Here is a 17,703-nt window from a genome sequence, read left to right as displayed (position 1 = left end):
CCTGCAGCATGTCGCGATGCCGCTGCCGGTCGGGCAGGGCGACGCGGAAGCCGCGGTTGGGCACATGCTCCAGCGTCTGCCGCAGCGCGAGCTCGGCCAGCGCGGCCCGCAGGTCGAAGCGCTTGGCGCCGAGCTGCGCCTCCAGATCCACCAGCCGCAGCCATTCGCCGGGGCGATAGCCGCCGTTGCGGATGGCCAGCGCGATCTCGGTCGCCAGGTGGCGCTTGGGGCGGGGGGCGCGGGGCATGCGGGCGGTCCTGAGCTGGCAGGCGGAAAAACGTTGCGGCGCCGGTCGAAGCGCGCCTAGGTTATGTGCGCCAATATTTGCGCAAATCAAGAAAAGACGGGGCGGCCCGCGGGCACGACCCTTCAGGGAAGGAAATCCGGATGCCACCGATCGGTCGCCGCGGCGTGCTGGCGCTGCCCACGCTCATGCTCGCCCCGCAGCTCGCCTCCCAGGCCATGGCCCAGCAGGGCGCCCCCGCCGGCTATCCCCAGGGCTATGCCGAGGTGGTCGCCGGCGCCGAGCGCGAGGGCAGCCTGCTGATCTATTCCATCATGTCGGCGGAGAACTGGCGGCCGGTGCTGGAAGGCTTCAACCGCCGCTATCCGAAGATCCGCATCGAGACGCTGGACCTGCCCAATTCGCGCGAGGTCTTCGAGCGGTACCTGGCCGAGCGCGGCACCAACAGCCGCACCGCCGACCTGCTGGCCACCGCCGACCCGGCCGGCTGGATCGAGTTCCAGGGCCGCGGCGAGGTGATGCCCTATGAGTCGGTCGAGGCCGCCGCCTGGCCGGCCTGGTCGAAGCCCTGGCCCGGCGTCTACACCATCTCGGCCGATCCGCTGGTCTTCATCTTCAACAAGCTGCTGGTGCCCGAGGCGCAGCAGCCCAAAAGCTTCGCGCAATTCGTGGCGCTGGCGCAGGAGAACCAGGGGCGCTGGCGCAACAAGCTGACCAGCTATGGCGCGCAGTTCGGCGGCTTCGGCTACTCCGCCAATTTCGGCTTCGTCGCCAAGCATGGCGACCAGGCCTGGGACTGGTTCGGCAAGCTGGCCGCCAGCCAGCCGCGCTGGGAGCGCTCCGGCGGGCCGATGACCGAGAAGGTGACCTCGGGCGAATACGCCGCCGGCTGGTTCGTCTCGGCGATCACCTTCTGGCCGCGGCTGAACGACCCGGCGCGGGCGCGGGTGCTGGGCTGGAATTTCATCTCCGATGGCCAGCTGATGATCCTGCGCGGCATGGCGATCCCCAAGGCGGCGCGCAACGTCAACGCCGCCAAGCTGATGCTGGACTATATCGCCTCGGCCGAGGGCCAGGCCGCCTTCGGGCGCGGCGGGCTGACGCCGGCGCGGCCCGACGTGCAGCCGGGCGAGGGCATCCGCCACACCTTCTCCTCGATCACCCAGGCGGTGGGCGGCGAGCAGAACATCGCCTTCATCGACTACCGCAAGGAGATGCTGGACCAATACGACCCCTTCCTGGCGCGCTGGAAGCGCAGCTTCGGCGTGAGCTGACCCGATGGGCGTCACGACAGGCGAGGCTGCGCCAAACACGCAGCCCTTCCGGCGCGAGGTGCCGATCCAATGGGGCACCTTCGCGCTGACCCTGGTGCTGGTGGCAGGGCCGCTGATTCCGGTGCTGCTGCAGTCGCTGCTGACCGGCGCGCTCTACGAGAACGACTACACGCTGACGCTGGGCAATTTCACCCGGCTGGCGACGCTGCCGGGCTTCGGCCTGGTGCTGCTGAACACCGCGCTGCTGGCCGGGCTGACGACGCTGGTGGCGCAGGTGGCGGGCACCGCCGCCGCCGTGCTGTTCGGCCGCACCGACCTGCCGATGGCCCGCCTGCTGGGCGAGTTCTTCCTCTGGCCGCTGTACCTCTCGGCGCTGGTGCTGTCCTTCGGCTGGTACGCGGTCTACGGCCCGTCGGGCTATCTGACGCTGCTCTGGCCGTCCTCGCTGCTGGGGGACGCGCCCTGGAACCTCTATTCCCTGGCGGGGATGGCGCTGGTGGCGGGCGTCTCGCAGGCGCCGCTGGCCTATATCTACTGCCTGTCCTCGGCAACGCTGACCGATCCGACGCTGGAGGAATCCGCGCGCATCGCCGGCGCCGGCACCTTCCGCACGCTGTGGCGCGTCACCCTGCCGCTGATGAAGCCGGCCATCGCCTATAGCGCCGTGCTGAACTTCACGGTCGGGCTCGAGCTGCTGTCGATCCCGCTGATCTTCGGCGACCCGGCCGGCATCACCGTGCTGACCACCTTCCTGTTCAACAACGGCATCTCCTCGCCGCGGCCCGACCACGGGCTGGTGGCGACGGCGGCGGCGCTGATGCTGGTCATCGTCTGCGCCCTGGTCTGGCTGCAGGGCCGCCTGCTGGGCAACACCCGCCGCTTCATCACCATGGGCGGCAAGGCGACGCGGCCGCGGCCCTTCCGCCTGGGCCGGCTGCGCTGGCCGCTCTTCGCGCTGACCGTGCTGTATCTGCTGGCCACCGTCCTGGCGCCGATGGGCACGCTGATCCTGCGCGCCTTCACCAGCTTCCTGTCGCCGATGATCCCGCTGGGCGAGGTGCTGACCATCGCCAACTTCACCGCGCTGTTCGACTATCCGGTCTACACAAGGGCGATCTGGAACTCCTTCCTGGTCAGCCTGATCGGCGGCGCGCTGGCGACCGGGCTGATCGGGTTGATCGCCATCACCGTGCACCGCTCGGAATTCCGGCTGCGCGGGCTGCTCGGCTATCTGGCGCTGTTTCCGCGCGCGGTGCCGGGCGTGGTCGCCGGCATCGGCTTCTTCTACGCCTTCGCGCTGCTGCCGGGGCTGGGCTTCCTGCGCAACTCCATCTGGATCCTTGTGATCGCCTTCACCATGCGCTTCATCCCGGCCGGCATCGGGGCCGTCGCGCCGATGCTGCTGCAGGTCAGCCCGGATCTGGACCGCGCCGCCCGGGTGCAGGGCGCCGATTGGTGGACCGCCAGCCGCCGCATCATGCTGCCGCTGATGCGCCCGGCGCTGGTCGGCTGCTTCACCATCCTCTTCATCTCCTTCTTCAAGGAATATTCGACCGCGATCTTCCTCTTCGCCCCGGGCAGCGAGGTGATCGGCACCGCCCTGCTGCAGACCTGGGTGCAGGGCGAGATCGGGCTGGTGGCGGCGCTGGCCACGCTGCAGGTCGCCGTCATCGCCGTCTGCATCGCCGCCGTGCGCGGCTTCTTCGGAGTGAAGCTGCATGGCTGAGCTGCTGATCGAGGGGCTGACCAAGCGCTACGGCGCGATCAACGCCGTGGAGGATGTCAGCCTGCATGTCGCCGATGGCGAGTTCGTCACGCTGCTCGGCCCCTCCGGCTGCGGCAAGTCGACGACGCTGGCCGCGGTGGCGGGGCTGGACCGCGCCGACCAGGGCCGCATCGCCGTCGGCGGCACGGTCTATTTCGACGCGGCGCGCGGCATCTACCTGCCGCCCGAGGCGCGCGGCTGCGGGCTGGTGTTCCAGAGCTATGCGCTGTGGCCGCATATGACCGTCGCCGAGAATGTCGGCTTCCCGCTGACGCTCCGCAAGGTGGCGCGCGCCGAGCTGCGCCGCCGGGTCGAGGAAGTGCTTGCGCTGGTCGAGATGGAGCGCTTCGCCGCGCGCTATCCGCATGAGCTCTCGGGCGGGCAGCAGCAGCGTGTGGCACTCGCCCGGACGCTGGTCTACCAGCCCGCGATCCTGCTGCTGGACGAGCCGCTGTCGAACCTGGACGCCAAGCTGCGCGACCGCGCCCGCGCTTGGCTGGGCGCGCTGCGCACCCGGCTGAAGCTGACCACCATCTATGTCACCCATGACCAGATCGAGGCGTTGTCGCTCTCCGACCGGGTGGTGGTGATGAATGGCGGCCGCATCGCCCAGATCGGCCCGCCGCAGGAAATCTACGAGCATCCCGCCGATCCTTTCGTCGCCGACTTCATCGGCACCACCAACTTCGTCCCGGCCCGGCTGCTGGCCGATGTCGCTGGCGGCGGCCGCGCGCAGCTGGAGCTCGCCGACGGCCAGCGTCTGGAAGCACATTCCGAACGTCCGGCGCGCGCCGGCAGCCGCGTGACCCTGGCCTACCGGCCGGAGCACATGCTGCCGGCGACGGCCGCCATGCCCGAAGGCTCGGTGCTGCGCACCCGCATCACCAGCCGCGCCTATGTCGGCGGGCTGTGGCAGGTCGGGCTGGACCTGGCCGGGTCGCCGCTGCGGCTGGAAGCGCGCCAGCCGCCGATGGGCGACGAGTTTTCCCTCTGGCTGCCGCATGCCGGCGGCATCCTGTTTCCCGGAGCCGCCGATGTCGCCGCCTGACCACGCCTTGCCCCGCGCCGACTACACCCCGGGCGTGCGCGGCCCGCTCGAGGGGCTGCGCATCCTCGACCTGTCGCGGCTGGTCGCCGGCAACACGCTGACCCAGCACCTGGCCGATTTCGGCGCCCGCGTCGACAAGGTCGAGCCGCGCGACGGCGACACGCTGCGCCACTGGCGCGTCAAGGGCGTCGAGACCGCCTGGAAGGTGCATGGCCGCGGCAAGCGCAGCCTCTGCCTGGAATTCCGCCATGAGGGCGCGGTGCCGCTGCTGCGCCGCCTGGTGCCGGGCGCCGCCATGCTGGTGGAGAGCTTCCGCCCCGGCACGCTGGAGGCGATGGGGCTGGGCGTCGAGGAACTTCTGCAACTCGAGCCACGGCTGGTCATCGTCCGCATCTCCGGCTGGGGCCAGGACGGGCCCTATCACCGACGCCCCGGCTTCGGCACGCTGATCGAAGGCTTTTCGGGGTTTGCCGAGATGAACGGCTTCGCCGACCGGGAGCCGGTGCTGCCGCCGATGTACCTGGCCGACACCATCGCCGGCCTCACCGGCGCCTTCGCGGCCATGGCGGCGCTGCGCGAGGTCGAGGTCAATGGCGGGCGCGGCCAGGTGATCGACCTGCCGCTGCTCGACCCGCTCTTCACCGCGCTGGGGCCGCAGGCGGCGAATTACCGGCTGACGGGGAAGACCAAGCCGCGCACCGGCAGCCGCTCCACCGGCGCCGCGCCGCGCAACGTCTATCGCACCGCCGACGATGCCTGGGTCTGCCTCTCCGCCTCGACCCAGCGCATGGCGGAGCGCGTGCTGCGCTCGATCGGCCATGGCGACCTGGTCGACGATCCGCGCTTCCGCACCAACGAGCAGCGCGTCGCCCATGGCGAGGAGCTGGACGCGCTGATCGGCGCCTTCGTCATCCAGCGCACCCAGGCCGAGAACGTCGCCTTCTTCGAGGCGGCCGAGGTCACCATCGGCCCGGTCTACGACATCCCGCGCTTCATGGACGATCGCCATGTCCAGGCGCGCGCGCTGCTGGCCGATTATCCCGACGACGAGATGGGGAGCTTCCCGATGCATGCGATTTCCAGCCGGCTGTCCGGCACCCCCGGCGCCATCCGCAGCCCGGCGCCGCGCCTGGGCCAGCACAGCGACGAAATGCTGGCCGAAGCGGGATTCTCTGCCGAGGAACGCGCCGCCGCCCGCGCCGCCGGCCTGGTGACCGCGGCATGAGCGCGCTTCCCGTCTGGCGCTCCGGCCTCTTCGTCCCGGTCAATGTCGAGCGCTTCCTGGCCAAGGCCTCGGAGCGCGGGGCGGACGCCATCCAGCTCGACCTCGAGGACAGCATCGCCCCCGGCGACAAGCCCGAGGCGCGGCGCAAGCTGGAAGGCGCGGTCGCCCGGCTGCGGCGCGAGGGCCGCGCCGACATCCTGGTGCGCATCAACCAGCCGCTGGAGGATGCGGTGCGCGACCTGGAGGCGGCGGTGATCCCCGGCGTCGCCGCCATCATGGTGACCAAGGCCGAGGGCCCCGACCATGTCCGGCTGCTCTGCGAGCTGGTGTCGCGGCTGGAGCAGCAGCGCGGCCTGGCCGTCGGCGGCATCCGTTTCACCGTGCTGATCGAGGCGCCGGGGCCGCTGGCGCAGGCGCATGCCATCGCCCGCGCCACGCCGCGCATCGTGGCGATGAGCCTGGGCGCGGAAGACTATGCGACGGCCATCGGCGGCGAGCCCACCGCCGAGGTGTTGCTGATGCCGAAGCAGATGGTGCTGCAGGCGGCGCGCGCGGCCGGCATCCTGCCGCTCGGCACCATCGGGACGGTGGCCGACTATTCCGACATCCCCGCCTACACCAAGGTCGTGCGGCAGGCGGCGGGCTTCGGCTTCGTCGGCGCCTCGGCCATCCATCCGGCGCAGATCCCGGCGTTGAATGCCGGCTTCACCCCCTCGGCCGAGGCGGTGGCCCAGGCCGAGCGCATCGTCGCCGCCGACCGCGAGGCGGCGGCGCAAGGCCGCGGCTCCTTCGCCCTCGACGGCAAGATGATCGACATCCCGATCGTGCAGCGCGCCGAGGCGCTGCTGGCCCGGGCGCGGGCCATCGCGGCGAAGGAGGGCGGCGCGCGTCAGGCCAGCGCCACATAGCCCGCGCGCCGTTCCCCGCCCGCCGCGGAAGGGGGTAGGGGAAGCCGGGGCGCGGTGTTGGCGGGCGGCGGCCGCAGGATGCGGGATCACCGGCCGCGACAGCTCGGGGACGTTGATCGGGGGCCGCGTCGCCGCGCGAGGCCGATGGCAACGGGGAGGCTCTGGTGGAACGCAGGCCGTTCGCGCCGGGCATCGGCCCCGGGCTCAGGCACAGCGGGCGTGGCTGGCCGCCACGCGGGAGAGCTTTGTCGCCAGCCGTCCTGCTGGCGTTGCTGCTCGCGGCCGGGCGCCGGGCGGCCCTGCCGGGGGTCGGCCAGCTGCGGCGCCTGGCGGCGCTGCCTTAGGGCGCGGATCACAGCCCGCCTTCGGCCAGCAGCGCCCGGGTCGGCCGCAGCGTCGCCAGCAGCGCGGCCCGGCAGCCCTGCGCGCTGTCGAACGGCGCCTGCCCGGCCTGCTCCCCCGGGACCGTCCGGTGCCCGGTCGCGCAGGCCGGGACAGCAGGGGAAGCGCAGCGGCAGCGCGCTGTCGGCGTCATCGAGCAGCGGGTGGACGATGGCGCCCTCGCGCAGGCCGGAGGCGCGGAAGAAGGTCACCTTGCGGCCGGGCTCGAAGGTGATCCCGCGCAGCGTGGTGCCGCCGATGGTGGCCTCGCGCAGCAGGTGGTCAGCGCCTTCCTCGACCACCACGCAGCGGATGCAGAGGCCGGGGGGCAGAAATCGGCGGGCGTCGCGCGGCTTCGGCAGCAGCCCGGACCAGGGCCTAGTCGCGGGTCAGCGGCGTTGCGCCGGGCGGGTTCACCGGACCGGTCGCGGTCGGATGGATCATGGGAGTCTGCTTTCTGGAAAGGGATAGCGCGTCAGGCGGCGGCGACGAGCCCGGCGGCGAAGTCGCGATAGCTGCGCAGCGGCCGGCCGAGCAGGGTGGTCAGGCGCTCCCGGTCGCCGGGCTGCGGCAGCATCCCCTCGCTGGCGAAGCGCGCCGCCATCAGCCGCATGTCGAAGGCCATCCAGCCCGGCATGGCCTGCCGCAGCGTCTGCTCGAAGCCGGCCAGGTCCTCGCCGGGATAGGCGACGGGATGGCCCAGCACCGCCGACCAGATCGCCGCGACATCGGCGCCGGTCAGCGTCTCGGGACCGACCAGGTTGATGCGGGTCGATGGCAGGGGCCCGGGCGCCTGCTCGCGGCGCAGCAGCTCGAGGGCGGCGACCTCGGCGATGTCGCCCGCCTCCACCATGGCCAGGCCCCTGGCCCCGATCGGCATCGGATAGACGCCATGGCCGGCGACGACATCCTTGATGCCGGCATCGTTGTTCATGAAATAGGCCGGGCGCAGGATGGTGGCGTTCAGCCCCGTCGCCTCGATCATCCGTTCCACCGCCAGCTTGCCGGCGAAATGCGGCACGTCGGGAAAGCGCTCGCCGTCGATCACCGAGAGATAGACGATGCGGGTGATGCCGGCCTCGCGCGCCAGGTTCAGCGCGACCAGCGCCTGGGTGACCTCGTCGGGCGCCACCGCGTTCAGCAGGAACAGCGTGGAGACGCCGGACAGCGCGGCGCGCATCGCCGCGATGTCGAGCATCTCGCCTTGCGCGACGGCGACGCCCGCGGGGAAGCGGGCCTTGGCCGGATCGCGGACCAGGACGCGCAGAGCGGCGCCGCGGCGGGCCAGCTGGTCGACGACGCGGCGGCCGATGGTGCCGGTGGCGCCGGTGACAAGGATGGTCATGGGAGTTTCTCCGGTCGGGTGTTGATGACGGCCGGAGAATGGGTGGTCCATCGGGGAGCCAATAGACGCTATATCGGGACATCCTGTCTCTCTGGCGGAACACCATGGACCTGCTTGCCCTGGCCGATTTCAACCTGGTCGCCCGGCATGGCGGCTTCGGCCGCGCCGCCCGTGCCAGCGGCCGCCCCAAGGCCACCCTGTCGCGCCGCGTCGCCGAGCTGGAGGCGGCGCTGGGACTGCGGCTGTTCGAGCGCGGCGCCCGCGCGCTGCGCCTGACCGAGGAGGGCCGCGCCCTGGCCGAGCGCACCGGCGCCCTGCTGACCGAGCTGGACGAGGCGGCGGCGGCCGTCGCCGCCGGCGGCGGCCGGCCGCGCGGGCGGCTGCGGATCAGCGCGCCGCTGCTCTTCTCGCAGATCGCCATGGGCCGACTGGCCGCCGGCTTCGCCCTGAAGTTCCCCGAGGTCCGGCTGGAGGTCACCACCGAGGACCGGCCGGTCGACATGGTGGAGGAGGGCTATGACCTGGTCATCCGGGTCGATCCCGATCCGGATGACAGCCTGGTCGGCCGCGCCTTCCTGCGCGACCGGCTGGTCGTGGTGGCGCGGCCGGACCTCGCCCGCCCGGCCGACGGCTCGCCGGTCCCGGCGGTGGTGCGCGGCGCCGTGGGCGGCGTGGCGGCCTGGGCCGTGGCGACGCCGGCCGGGCCGGCCCGCCTGGCAGTGCGGCCGGTGCTGGGCCTGGCCTCGCTGGTCATGCTGCGCGACGCGGCGCGGGCCGGGGTCGGCGCCGCGCGCCTGCCGGTCTCGCTGGTCAGCGACGACCTGGCGGCCGGCCGGCTGGTCTCCTGGGGCGCGGTCGATGGCGGCGGGATCACCCTCTGGGCGCTCTACCCCTCCCGCCGGCTGCTGAGCGCCCGGGTCGCCGCCTTCCTGGCGCATCTGCAGGACGCCTTCCCCCAGGGCCGGCCCGAGGAGCTGGCAGGCTATATCGCCGGCTGAGGCGACCGGGCGCGGCGCCGTGCCACAAAGGCCAGGGTGACGTTTACTGGAGAGTGGCTGCGCGTTTCTTTTTGGCGACAAGAAAACCCGACCGGCCGGCGTGGCGTTACTGGGCGACAAGCAGAGGAGATGATCATGAGCGGCACCGGCATGCAGGGCGGCCCGGTCAGCGACCGCAGCGGCGACGTCGAGCGCGATGAATCCACCTCCCTCATTTCTTCGGAGAAGGTGGAAGGCACTGCGGTCTACGACACGGCGGGCAACAAGCTCGGCTCGATCCACAGCGTCATGATCGGCAAGACCGACGGGCGGGTCTCCTACGCCGTGCTGTCCTTCGGCGGCTTCCTCGGCATCGGCACGGACTACTATCCGGTGCCCTGGAACCAGCTGAAATACGACACGCGCCAGGATGGCTACGTCATCGGCATCACCAGGGAGCAGCTCGAAGGCGCGCCGCGCTACGGCTCGACCGGCGACTGGCAGAGCGCCAAGCGCGGCTGGTCGGGGGATGTCGACCGCTACTACACCGGTCCGGCCTTCCCGTCGCCCTGAGGCCTGCTGACCGCCGCTGAAGCGCGGCGCTTCGTGCCGAGGGGCAGGCCGCCGGCCTGCCCCTCGTTTTTTCGCGCGGCCGCCGTCCCATGGGGTCTGCCTCCTGGCCGGCGACAGGCCGCTGCGCCTCCGACGGAAGGGACAGGATATGGACGACGCCCGCATCTGGGAGTTCGAGGAAAGCCTCTGGACCGGTGACGCGCAGCATTACCGCGACAGCATCAGCGAGGAATGCCTGATGGTGCTGCCCGAGGCGCCCTTCATCCTGGAACGCGACGCGGCCGTCGAGGCCGTGTCTGCCACGCCGCGCTGGAGCAGCGTGACCTTCTCTGACCAGCAGGTCCGACGGCCGCAGGAGGGGCTGATCGTCATCGCCTATACGGTGCGGGCGCAGCGCGACGGGGGCCCGGCCTACGAGGCGCATTGCAGCTCGGTCTATCGCCGCCTCGGGCATGACGCCTGGGACGTGGTCCAGCACCAGCAGACCCCGCCGCTGAAGGCGACGCCGCAGGGCTGAGCGCCGGCGGCGACCGGCCGCGACGGCGCGCGGTTCACCCCGCCGCTCGCGGCGGTGCGCCGGCGGTGTCCGGCAGGCCTGACCGGTGCTGCGCGACGACCTCCAGAAAGGTGCGGAAGGCGGAGGACATCTGGCGCCGGCTCGGATAGTAGAGAAACCAGCTCGGCAGCTGCGGGCACCAGTCCTGCAGCACCGGCACCAGGCCGCCCGCCGCGACCACCGGCGCCGCCTGATCCTCGAACAGGCGGATCAGGCCGACGCCGTCCATGCCGGCGCGCAGCGCCACGCGCGGGTCGTTGACCGTCAGCGGGCCTTCGGGGGTGATCGTCACCTTGCGGCCGCCCTTCTCGAACTCCCAGGGGAAGATGCCGCCGCCGGGGAAGCGGTGCCGCACGCAGCGATGGCCCAGCACCTCCTCGGGATGCCGCGGCACGCCATGCCGGCGCAGATAGTCCGGCGTGCCCAGCACCAGGTAGCGCAGCGGGCCGCCCAGCGGCACCGCGACCATGTCCTGCGCCAGGTCCTCGCCGAAGCGCACGCCGGCATCGAAGCCGTGCTCGACGATGTCGATCCGCGCCGCGTCGCTGATCAGCTCCAGCGACACCGCCGGATTGGCGGCCAGGAAGGGCTGCGCCAGCGGCGCCAGCCAGGCCTCCAGCGCCGGCAGCGGGGCGTTGATGCGGACGGTGCCGGTCGGCCGCTCGCGGAAGTCGTTGACCAGTTCCACCGCCGCCGCGATGTCGTCCAGCGCCGGCTGCAGCCGGGCCAGCAGCCGCGCCCCCGCCTCGGTCGGCGCGACGCTGCGGGTGGTGCGGTGCAGCAGGCGGACCCCCATCCGCTCCTCCAGCCTGCGCATCGTCAGGCTCAGCGCCGAGACCGAGACGCCGCGCTCGGCGGCCGCCCTGCGGAAGCTGCGGGTCCGTGCGATGGCGGCGAAGGCATCCAGCTCGGCCAGGTTCCGGGGCGCCATTGTTGAGCTGTCCTTCACGGCCCAGGAAGAAGAAGCCGGATTATCGAACAGCCCGCCGCGGGCCACAAGCTCGGCCCATCGGCATCACTCGCCCCAAGGAGCCCCGCCATGAACCCCACCGGCAACACCATCCTCGTCACCGGCGGCGGCAGCGGCATCGGCCGCGGCCTGGCCGAGGCGCTGCACGACGCCGGCAACACCGTGATCGTCGCCGGGCGCCGCCGCGCGCCGCTGGAGGCCGTCGCGGCCGGCCGCCCCGGCATGCATGTCGCCGTGCTCGACATCGACGACGCCGCGGCGATCCGCGACGTGGCCGCGCGCCTGGTGGCCGAGCATCCGGGCCTCGACGTGCTGATCAACAATGCCGGCATCATGCGGGTGGAGCAGGTGCTGACCGACGTCGAGGCGCTGGCGATCGCCGAGGCGACCATCGCCACCAACCTGCTGGGCCCGATCCGCCTGACCGCGGCGCTGCTGCCGCATCTGCTGGCGCGGCCGAAGGCGGCGGTGGTGAATGTCTCCTCCGGCCTCGCCTTCGTGCCGCGCGCCGACACGCCCAGCTATTCGGCGACCAAGGCGGCGATCCATTCCTACACCATCTCGCTGCGCCACCAGCTGCGCGGCACCGGCGTGCAGGTCATCGAGCTGGCGCCGCCGCTGGTGGCGACCGAGCTGACGCCGGGCCAGCGCGACAATCCGCGCGCCATGCCGCTGGACGATTTCATCCGCGAGAGCCTGGCCCTGCTGGCCGCCGATCCGGACGCCGCCGAGATCCTGGTCGAGCGGGTGATGCCGCAGCGCCGGGCGGAGGCCAGCGGCCGCTTCGACGCCGTCTTCGACCTGATCAACCCGCGCTGAGACGCCGGCGGGTGATCGGGAAGTGATCGGGGCGGCGCCGGCCGTCGGCGACGCCCGGCGGCGCCGTCTCGCGCTGATGGTCCGCCGCCGCCATGGCGTGCCGCCCTCGGCGGCGGCCGGGCGGGCGGCGCGATGCCGCAGGAGCAGGGCCAGCGCTGGCCCGGCACGCTGACGGCTCCCCGTGCGAGACGATCCGGTGCGAGACGATCCGGTGCGAGACGATCCGGTGCGAGACGATCCGGTGCGAGGCGATCCGGTGCGAGGCGATGGGCAGGCCTCCGCTGAATGTCCGCGCGGGAGACGCGGCCCGCCCGCATCACCGGCTGCGGTGTGGAACGGAGGGATGGCGCGCGTGATCGTGGCGGCGGCGGCCTGGCTCGGCATGACCACGCTGGCGGCGGCAGGTCCCTGCACGGAAGGCCGCGAGTTCGAGCCGTCGCTCTGCCCGACCGGCCTGCCGCGGGTCGCGGGGCTGCAGATCGAGCAGCAGGGCGTGGCGATCTGGACGGATCCGGACGGCACGTCCCGCCGCCCCGTCCAGCTCGACGACCAGCAGGTCCGCCGCTTCTCCCAGAAGGCGGCACCGGAACCGCCACCGGCCGCGTCCGCGGCTCGCCTGGTGCGGCGCGCGGGATGGAACCCGCGCACCGCGCCCGGGCTGCGGGCCTCAGTCGATGCTGATCCGCGCCTCCCGCACCACCTCGGCCCATTTGGCGCGCTCGGCGGCGGCGAAGCGGCCGAAGGCCTCGGGCGCCATGCCGGAGGGCTCGGCGCCCTCGCTTTCGATGCGGGCGCGCACCTCGGGATCCTGCAGCGCCGCGGCGATGGCCTGCTGCAGCCGGGCGACGATGGCGGGCGGCGTGCGCGCCGGCGCCATGACGCCGTACCAGCCGCTCATCTCGTAGCCGGCGACCCCGGCCTCGGCAACGGTCGGCAGCTCGGGCAGCGCCGGCACCCGCCGCGGCGAGGTCACCGCCAGCGCCCGCACCAGCCCGTCCTTCACCATGCCGATCGCGCTCGGCAGCGTCGCCGGCATGATCTGCAGCGTGCCGGAGACCAGGTCGTTCAGCGCCGGCCCGGCGCCGCGATAGGGCACGTGCTGGATCTCGATCCCCGCCTTCAGCGCCAGATAGGCGCCGGCCAGGTGATTGGCCGAGCCGTTGCCGGCCGAGCCGTAGTTCAGGCTGCCCGGCTTCTGGCGGGCCAGCGCGATCAGCTCGGCCAGGCTGGTCACCGGCAGCTTCGGATTGGCCAGGATCAGCAGCGGAGCGGCGGCCAGCAGGGTGACCGGGGCCAGCGCCTCGGCCGGGTCGGGGCGCAGGTTGCGGAACAGGCTGGGATTGACCGCGATCGGCCCGATATTGCCGACCAGCAGGGTGTAGCCGTCGGGCGCCGCCTCGGCCGCCATCTGCGTCGCCAGGTTGCCGGCGCCGCCGGGGCGGTTGTCGACGACGATGGTGGCGTTCAGCAGCCGCCCGGCGCGGTCGGCGACAGCGCGGGCCACCACATCGGTGCCGCCGCCCGGGGCGTAGGGCACGATCAGCCGGATCGGCCGCGACGGCCAGCCGGGTTCCTGGGCCGAGGCCGGCGGCGCCAATGCCGGCCATGGCAGCGCCGGCAGCAGCAGCCCCGCCTGCAGCAGGGGGCGTCGTCTGGTCATTGCTTGCTTCCTCCCGTGTTGGCCGGCCCTAGCCGGCGTCGCGCCGGCCGCCGACCAGCGCCGCCACCGCCTGGCCGGTCGCCGCGGTGCCCAGCCGTCCGCCGACATCGGCGGTCGCCTGGCCGCCGGTGACCGCCGCCTCCACCGCCTGCTCGATGGCGCGGGCGGCCTGGGCGAAGGCGCCGCTGCCCAGGCGCGCGGCGTGCCAGTCAAGCAGCTGCGCCGCCGAGAGGATCAGCGAGAAGGGATTGGCCCGGTCCTGCCCGGCGATGTCGGGGGCCGAGCCATGCGCCGCCTGGGCCATGGCGTGGCGCGCGCCGGAATTGATCGAGCCGCCCAGGCCGATGCTGCCCGAGAGCTCGGCCGTCAGGTCGGACAGGATGTCGCCGAACATGTTGGTGGTGACGATGACGTCGAATTTCTGCGGGGCGCGGACCAGATGCGCGGCCATGGCGTCGACGATGTATTCGTCGAGCGTCACCGTGGGGAAGTCCGCCGCCGCCCTGCGGCATTCCTCCAGGAACATGCCGTCGCCGATCTTCAGGACATTGGCCTTGTGCACGGCATGGACGCGGCCGCGGCGGGTGGCGGCCAGGCGGAAGGCGGCGCGGGCGATGCGGGCGCAGCAGCCGCGCGTGATCCGCCGCAGCGAGACGCAGACATCGGGCGTCACCAGCATCTCGCTGCCGCCGGATTCCATGTTGCGGTCGGCATAGAAGCCCTCGGTGTTCTCGCGCACCACCACCAGGTCGAAGGGCGCGACGGCCGGATGCGCGACGCCGGGATAGGTGCGCGCCGGGCGGATATTGGCGTAGAGGTCGAGCTGCTTGCGGAAGAACATCGACGGGTTGATGCCGCCCTGCGCGGCTTCCGGATATTCGAAGGTCGCCATCGGCCCGAGCACCAGCCCGTCGGCCTCGCGCACCTTCTCGAGCAGCGCCGGGCGCACCGTGGTGCCGTGCCGTGCCAGGCTGGCATGGCCGGCCAGGTCATGGTCCAGCGCCAGGCCCAGGCCGAAGCGGTCCGAGGCCGCCTCCAGCACCGCGACGGTCGCCGCCGTGATCTCCGGCCCGATGCCGTCGCCCGGCAGGATGACGAGCTTCATCGCGTTCGACGCACGGGTGGTCATGGGCGCTTTCCTCCTGGGGCCTTCTCCGCTTCCTAGCCGCAGGCGTCTCGGGATACAATGGTATCCCGTGGGGTCCTCGCGGCGGGCGGCGTGGCGCCGGGCCCGGGATGCGGCTATCAGCAGGGCGATGACCGACAGCGACGACGAACCCAGCCGGCTGCCGCAGGATCTGGGCAGCGAGGCCTATGACCGGCTGCGCGCCGCCATCCGCGAGGGCGCGCTGCGCCCCGGCCAGCGCGTCACCGAGGCCGAGCTGGCCGCGCGGCTGGGCATCTCGCGCACGCCGGTGCGCCAGGCGCTGACCCGGCTGGAGACCGAGGGGCTGCTCAGCCACGAGCCGCGCCGCGGGCTGGTGGTCAGCCGGCCGGACCATCTGCAGGTGGTCGAGCTCTACGCCATGCGCGAGGTGCTGGAAGCCACCGCGGCCCGCTTCGCCGCCCAGCATGCCAGCGAGGCCGAGCTCGCCGGCCTGGCCCGGCTGGTCGAGGCCGAGGCCGCCGGCCCGCAGGACAGCCGGGCGCTGTCGGCGGTGAACCTGCGGCTGCACACGCTGCTGCACCGGGCGGCGCACAACCGCTACCTGCTGCGCAGCCTGGCGCAGCTGACCGACGCCATGGCGCTGCTGCCGACCATGCTGGGCAATCCCGCGCGCGCCCGGCAGTCGCAGCAGGAGCACCGCGCCCTGCTGGACGCCCTGCTGCGGCGCGACGCGGCGGCGGCGGAGGCGGCGATGCGCGCGCATCTGCGCTCCGCCCAGGACCACCGCCTGTCCTGGCTGGTGGCGCAGATCGAGGTGCAGCCGGGCGGGCGGTGAGGGCGGCCGTCACCAGGCCAGCCGTGTCGCCCTTGCCGGCTTGAACCCCGCCGCCCAGCGACTACCCTGCCGCCGCCATGGCGGTCCCTCTCCGGCCGCCCGACCAGAAGGCGATGCTGCTGATGACCTCCCGGGCCTCCGGCCTTCTCTACGCCCTCGGCGCCGTCGCCATCTTCGCGATGCAGGACGGCATCTCCAAGCATCTCGGCGACGCCTATCCGCCGATCCTGATCGCCATGGTGCGCTACTGGGCCTTCGCCGGCTTCGCCATCCTGCTGGCCAGCCGCTCGAGCGTCGGGCTGCGGCGGACGGCGGCGGCGCGGCGGCCCTGGCTGCAGGTGGCGCGCGGCGTGCTGCTGGCGGTGCAGATCGGGCTGTCGATCTTCTCCTTCTCGCGCGTCGGGCTGGCTGCGACCCACACGCTCTATGCGGGCACGCCGCTGGTGGTCGCCTGCCTTTCGGTGCCCTTCCTCGGCGAGCGCGTCGGCTGGCGGCGCTGGACCGCGATCGGCATCGGCTTCCTCGGCATCCTGCTGATCATCAACCCGCTGCAGGCCAGCTTCGACGCGAAGATCGCCATCCCGGCGGTCGGCACCGTGCTCTTCGCCGTCTATTCGGTGATGACCCGGCTGGCCAGCCGCACCGACACCTCGGGCACCGCCTTCCTCTACACCGGCGTCGCCGGCGCCATCGCCATCAGCCTGGCCGGGCCGTTCTTCTGGACCGCGATCACGCCCGCCGACTGGCTGTGGATGCTGACCCTCTGCGTCACCGGCACGGTCGGCCACTGGTGCTTCATCCGCGCCTTCGACCTGCTCGACGCCGTGGTGGTGCAGCCGATGACCTATATCCAGACCGTGCTGGTCTGCCTGATCGGCGTCTTCGTCTATGGCGAGGTGATGAGCCTGAACATGATCGCCGGCTGCGCCATCGTCATCGCCGCCGGCATCTTCACCATCTGGCGCGAGGCGATGCTGGCGCGCCGGGCGGCGCAGCCGCCCCGCTGAAGCCGGCTATTGCGGCGCCGCCTCCGGCGACATCGCCAGCGACAGGCGCAGCCCGCGCAGCAGGCTGCGGTCGGCCGGGCGCGGCTCGGCGGGCAGCAGCAGCACCGGCGAGGCCTCGCCCATCTGCGCCAGCATCTCCGGCAGGGCGACGGCGGTGACCAAGCCGCGCAGCCAGGCCGTCGCGGGGTCCTCCGCGGCGGCGGCGCCGAAGGGCAGGGGGGTGGTCTCGGCCGCCTCCGGCAGCGCCCCGGCGCCATCGGCCAGGGCGAAGCCGCGCGCCGCAAGCCCGCCGCGCTTCTTCTCGATCACCCAGCCGAGGGTCCGCGTCGCCTGCCGCGCCTCGATCCAGAACAGCGGCGGCAGCGCGTCGGCGACGGCGGGGGAACGCGCCACCTCGGTCGTGGCCAGCCCCTCGGCCAGGGCGGCGATGTCCGCCTCGATGACCAGGGCCGGCGCCGCCTCGGCGCGCAGGCGCTGGGCGGCGCGGCGCAGCTCGACCGGCGCCTCCGGACCGAGCAGCGCGGCCAGCAGGGTGCCCAGGGGAAAATTCGGCTTCGGCATGGCCTGCTGCATCCTGCGGCTCCCTCTCGTGCTGCAGGGGTGATGCCCGATGCCGGGCGGCGGCGCCAGCGGAGCTTTGGCCGCCGCCGCGGCTCAGCCCGGCTCGAGCTCCAGGTCGCGCAGCAGCTGCAGGCGGGCGCCGCGCTCCGCCTCGGCCGCCGGCAGCGCCGCAGCCGGCGGGATGCTGGCCAGGCTGTCGCGCAGATCGGCCACCTCCTCCTCGCTGCAGGCGACGCGATGGCCATAGCGCTCGGCGAACCAGGCCTCGGCCCAGGCGGCGCCGGCGGCGCGGGGGTTGCCGCCGGGGGCGGCGGCGGCCTGCAGCGCGGCCTCGCGCAGCATGGCCTCGAGCTGGGCGCGGAGGGTGGGATCGACCGGCATGGCTGATCAGGTTGGGGCGGAAACGGCGACGTCAAGGCGCCCGCCGGCCGGGACCCGGCCAGGCCT

General features: G+C 72.9%; 19 protein-coding genes. 11 read left to right on the top strand and 8 right to left on the bottom strand.

Going from position 1 to position 17,703, the window contains the following annotated elements; all coding sequences use genetic code 11:
- Positions 1-247: GntR family transcriptional regulator (locus BKE38_RS19030; RefSeq protein ID WP_131829650.1), on the bottom strand; the 247-nt coding region annotated here is incomplete at its 3' end.
- A gap of 140 nt (positions 248-387) precedes the next feature.
- On the opposite strand from BKE38_RS19030, the gene BKE38_RS19025 reads away from it, so the two are divergent.
- Genes BKE38_RS19025 through BKE38_RS19005 form a run of 5 tightly spaced genes read left to right on the top strand, consistent with a single transcriptional unit; the run spans position 388 to position 6,464 of the window.
- Positions 388-1,518, top strand: a complete 1,131-nt coding sequence (locus BKE38_RS19025) for an ABC transporter substrate-binding protein (RefSeq protein WP_076958837.1) — start codon at positions 388-390, stop codon at positions 1,516-1,518.
- A 4-nt stretch (positions 1,519-1,522) separates the two neighbouring features.
- Positions 1,523-3,244 carry an ABC transporter permease gene (locus BKE38_RS19020; RefSeq protein ID WP_076958836.1) on the top strand — a complete coding sequence of 574 codons (1,722 nt, stop codon included), beginning with the start codon at positions 1,523-1,525 and terminating at the stop codon, positions 3,242-3,244.
- Entirely contained in the window at positions 3,237-4,331 is a 1,095-nt protein-coding gene (locus BKE38_RS19015) for an ABC transporter ATP-binding protein (protein ID WP_076958835.1), read from the top strand. The genes BKE38_RS19020 and BKE38_RS19015 overlap by 8 nt, the downstream gene beginning before the upstream one ends.
- Positions 4,318-5,556: a CaiB/BaiF CoA transferase family protein gene (locus BKE38_RS19010; RefSeq protein ID WP_076958834.1), complete on the top strand. Its 1,239-nt coding sequence runs from the start codon at positions 4,318-4,320 to the stop codon at positions 5,554-5,556. The genes BKE38_RS19015 and BKE38_RS19010 overlap by 14 nt, the downstream gene beginning before the upstream one ends.
- A complete protein-coding gene (locus BKE38_RS19005) occupies positions 5,553-6,464 on the top strand; it encodes an HpcH/HpaI aldolase/citrate lyase family protein (RefSeq protein WP_076958833.1) in 912 nt (303 codons plus the stop codon). The genes BKE38_RS19010 and BKE38_RS19005 overlap by 4 nt, the downstream gene beginning before the upstream one ends.
- Positions 6,465-6,550: 86 nt before the next feature.
- Here the strand turns inward: BKE38_RS19005 and BKE38_RS32905 are convergent, their stop codons facing one another.
- Both BKE38_RS32905 and BKE38_RS18995 read right to left on the bottom strand, forming a co-directional pair.
- Entirely contained in the window at positions 6,551-7,150 is a 600-nt protein-coding gene (locus BKE38_RS32905; RefSeq protein WP_242662478.1) for a hypothetical protein, read from the bottom strand.
- 170 nt (positions 7,151-7,320) lie between these two features.
- Positions 7,321-8,190, bottom strand: coding sequence for an SDR family oxidoreductase (locus tag BKE38_RS18995; protein ID WP_076958832.1), 870 nt, complete (start codon positions 8,188-8,190; stop codon positions 7,321-7,323).
- A gap of 104 nt (positions 8,191-8,294) precedes the next feature.
- On the opposite strand from BKE38_RS18995, the gene BKE38_RS18990 reads away from it, so the two are divergent.
- From BKE38_RS18990 to BKE38_RS18980, 3 genes are all read left to right on the top strand, one after another.
- Positions 8,295-9,188: a LysR family transcriptional regulator gene (locus tag BKE38_RS18990; RefSeq protein WP_076958831.1), complete on the top strand. Its 894-nt coding sequence runs from the start codon at positions 8,295-8,297 to the stop codon at positions 9,186-9,188.
- Between the two features lie 135 nt (positions 9,189-9,323).
- The gene (locus tag BKE38_RS18985) at positions 9,324-9,740 is read left to right on the top strand and encodes a PRC-barrel domain-containing protein (RefSeq protein ID WP_242662477.1); all 417 of its coding nucleotides are present in this window, start codon (positions 9,324-9,326) and stop codon (positions 9,738-9,740) included.
- Between the two features lie 148 nt (positions 9,741-9,888).
- The gene (locus BKE38_RS18980; protein WP_076958830.1) at positions 9,889-10,257 is read left to right on the top strand and encodes a DUF4440 domain-containing protein; all 369 of its coding nucleotides are present in this window, start codon (positions 9,889-9,891) and stop codon (positions 10,255-10,257) included.
- 34 nt (positions 10,258-10,291) lie between these two features.
- On the opposite strand, the gene BKE38_RS18975 is transcribed toward BKE38_RS18980, so the two are convergent.
- Entirely contained in the window at positions 10,292-11,227 is a 936-nt protein-coding gene (locus BKE38_RS18975; RefSeq protein ID WP_076958829.1) for a LysR family transcriptional regulator, read from the bottom strand.
- Between the two features lie 108 nt (positions 11,228-11,335).
- Between BKE38_RS18975 and BKE38_RS18970 the strand changes: the two genes are divergently transcribed.
- Entirely contained in the window at positions 11,336-12,085 is a 750-nt protein-coding gene (locus tag BKE38_RS18970; protein ID WP_076958828.1) for an SDR family oxidoreductase, read from the top strand.
- Between the two features lie 667 nt (positions 12,086-12,752).
- Here BKE38_RS18970 and BKE38_RS18965 read toward each other — a convergent pair.
- Both BKE38_RS18965 and BKE38_RS18960 read right to left on the bottom strand, forming a co-directional pair.
- Positions 12,753-13,745, bottom strand: coding sequence for a Bug family tripartite tricarboxylate transporter substrate binding protein (locus BKE38_RS18965; protein WP_076958827.1), 993 nt, complete (start codon positions 13,743-13,745; stop codon positions 12,753-12,755).
- Positions 13,746-13,773: 28 nt separating this feature from the next.
- Positions 13,774-14,874, bottom strand: a complete 1,101-nt coding sequence (locus BKE38_RS18960) for an isocitrate/isopropylmalate dehydrogenase family protein (RefSeq protein ID WP_242662475.1) — start codon at positions 14,872-14,874, stop codon at positions 13,774-13,776.
- 127 nt (positions 14,875-15,001) lie between these two features.
- Here BKE38_RS18960 and BKE38_RS18955 point away from each other — a divergent pair, with 127 nt between their 5' ends.
- Together BKE38_RS18955 and BKE38_RS18950 are read left to right on the top strand one after the other, a co-directional pair.
- Complete coding sequence (locus BKE38_RS18955; RefSeq protein WP_076958826.1) at positions 15,002-15,688, top strand: GntR family transcriptional regulator; 687 nt, start codon at positions 15,002-15,004, stop codon at positions 15,686-15,688.
- 122 nt (positions 15,689-15,810) lie between these two features.
- Positions 15,811-16,695 carry a DMT family transporter gene (locus BKE38_RS18950; protein WP_076958842.1) on the top strand — a complete coding sequence of 295 codons (885 nt, stop codon included), beginning with the start codon at positions 15,811-15,813 and terminating at the stop codon, positions 16,693-16,695.
- Between the two features lie 6 nt (positions 16,696-16,701).
- On the opposite strand, the gene BKE38_RS18945 is transcribed toward BKE38_RS18950, so the two are convergent.
- Together BKE38_RS18945 and BKE38_RS18940 are read right to left on the bottom strand one after the other, a co-directional pair.
- Complete coding sequence (locus tag BKE38_RS18945) at positions 16,702-17,256, bottom strand: hypothetical protein (protein ID WP_131829649.1); 555 nt, start codon at positions 17,254-17,256, stop codon at positions 16,702-16,704.
- A 93-nt stretch (positions 17,257-17,349) separates the two neighbouring features.
- Positions 17,350-17,637 carry a hypothetical protein gene (locus tag BKE38_RS18940; RefSeq protein ID WP_076958824.1) on the bottom strand — a complete coding sequence of 96 codons (288 nt, stop codon included), beginning with the start codon at positions 17,635-17,637 and terminating at the stop codon, positions 17,350-17,352.
- Between the last annotated feature and the right edge of the window lie 66 nt (positions 17,638-17,703).

This window comes from Teichococcus deserti, assembly GCF_001982615.1.
Lineage (GTDB): Bacteria > Pseudomonadota > Alphaproteobacteria > Acetobacterales > Acetobacteraceae > Pseudoroseomonas > Pseudoroseomonas deserti.
Note: the sequence above shows the minus strand (reverse complement) of the source record. Positions and strands in the feature narration are given on the sequence as shown.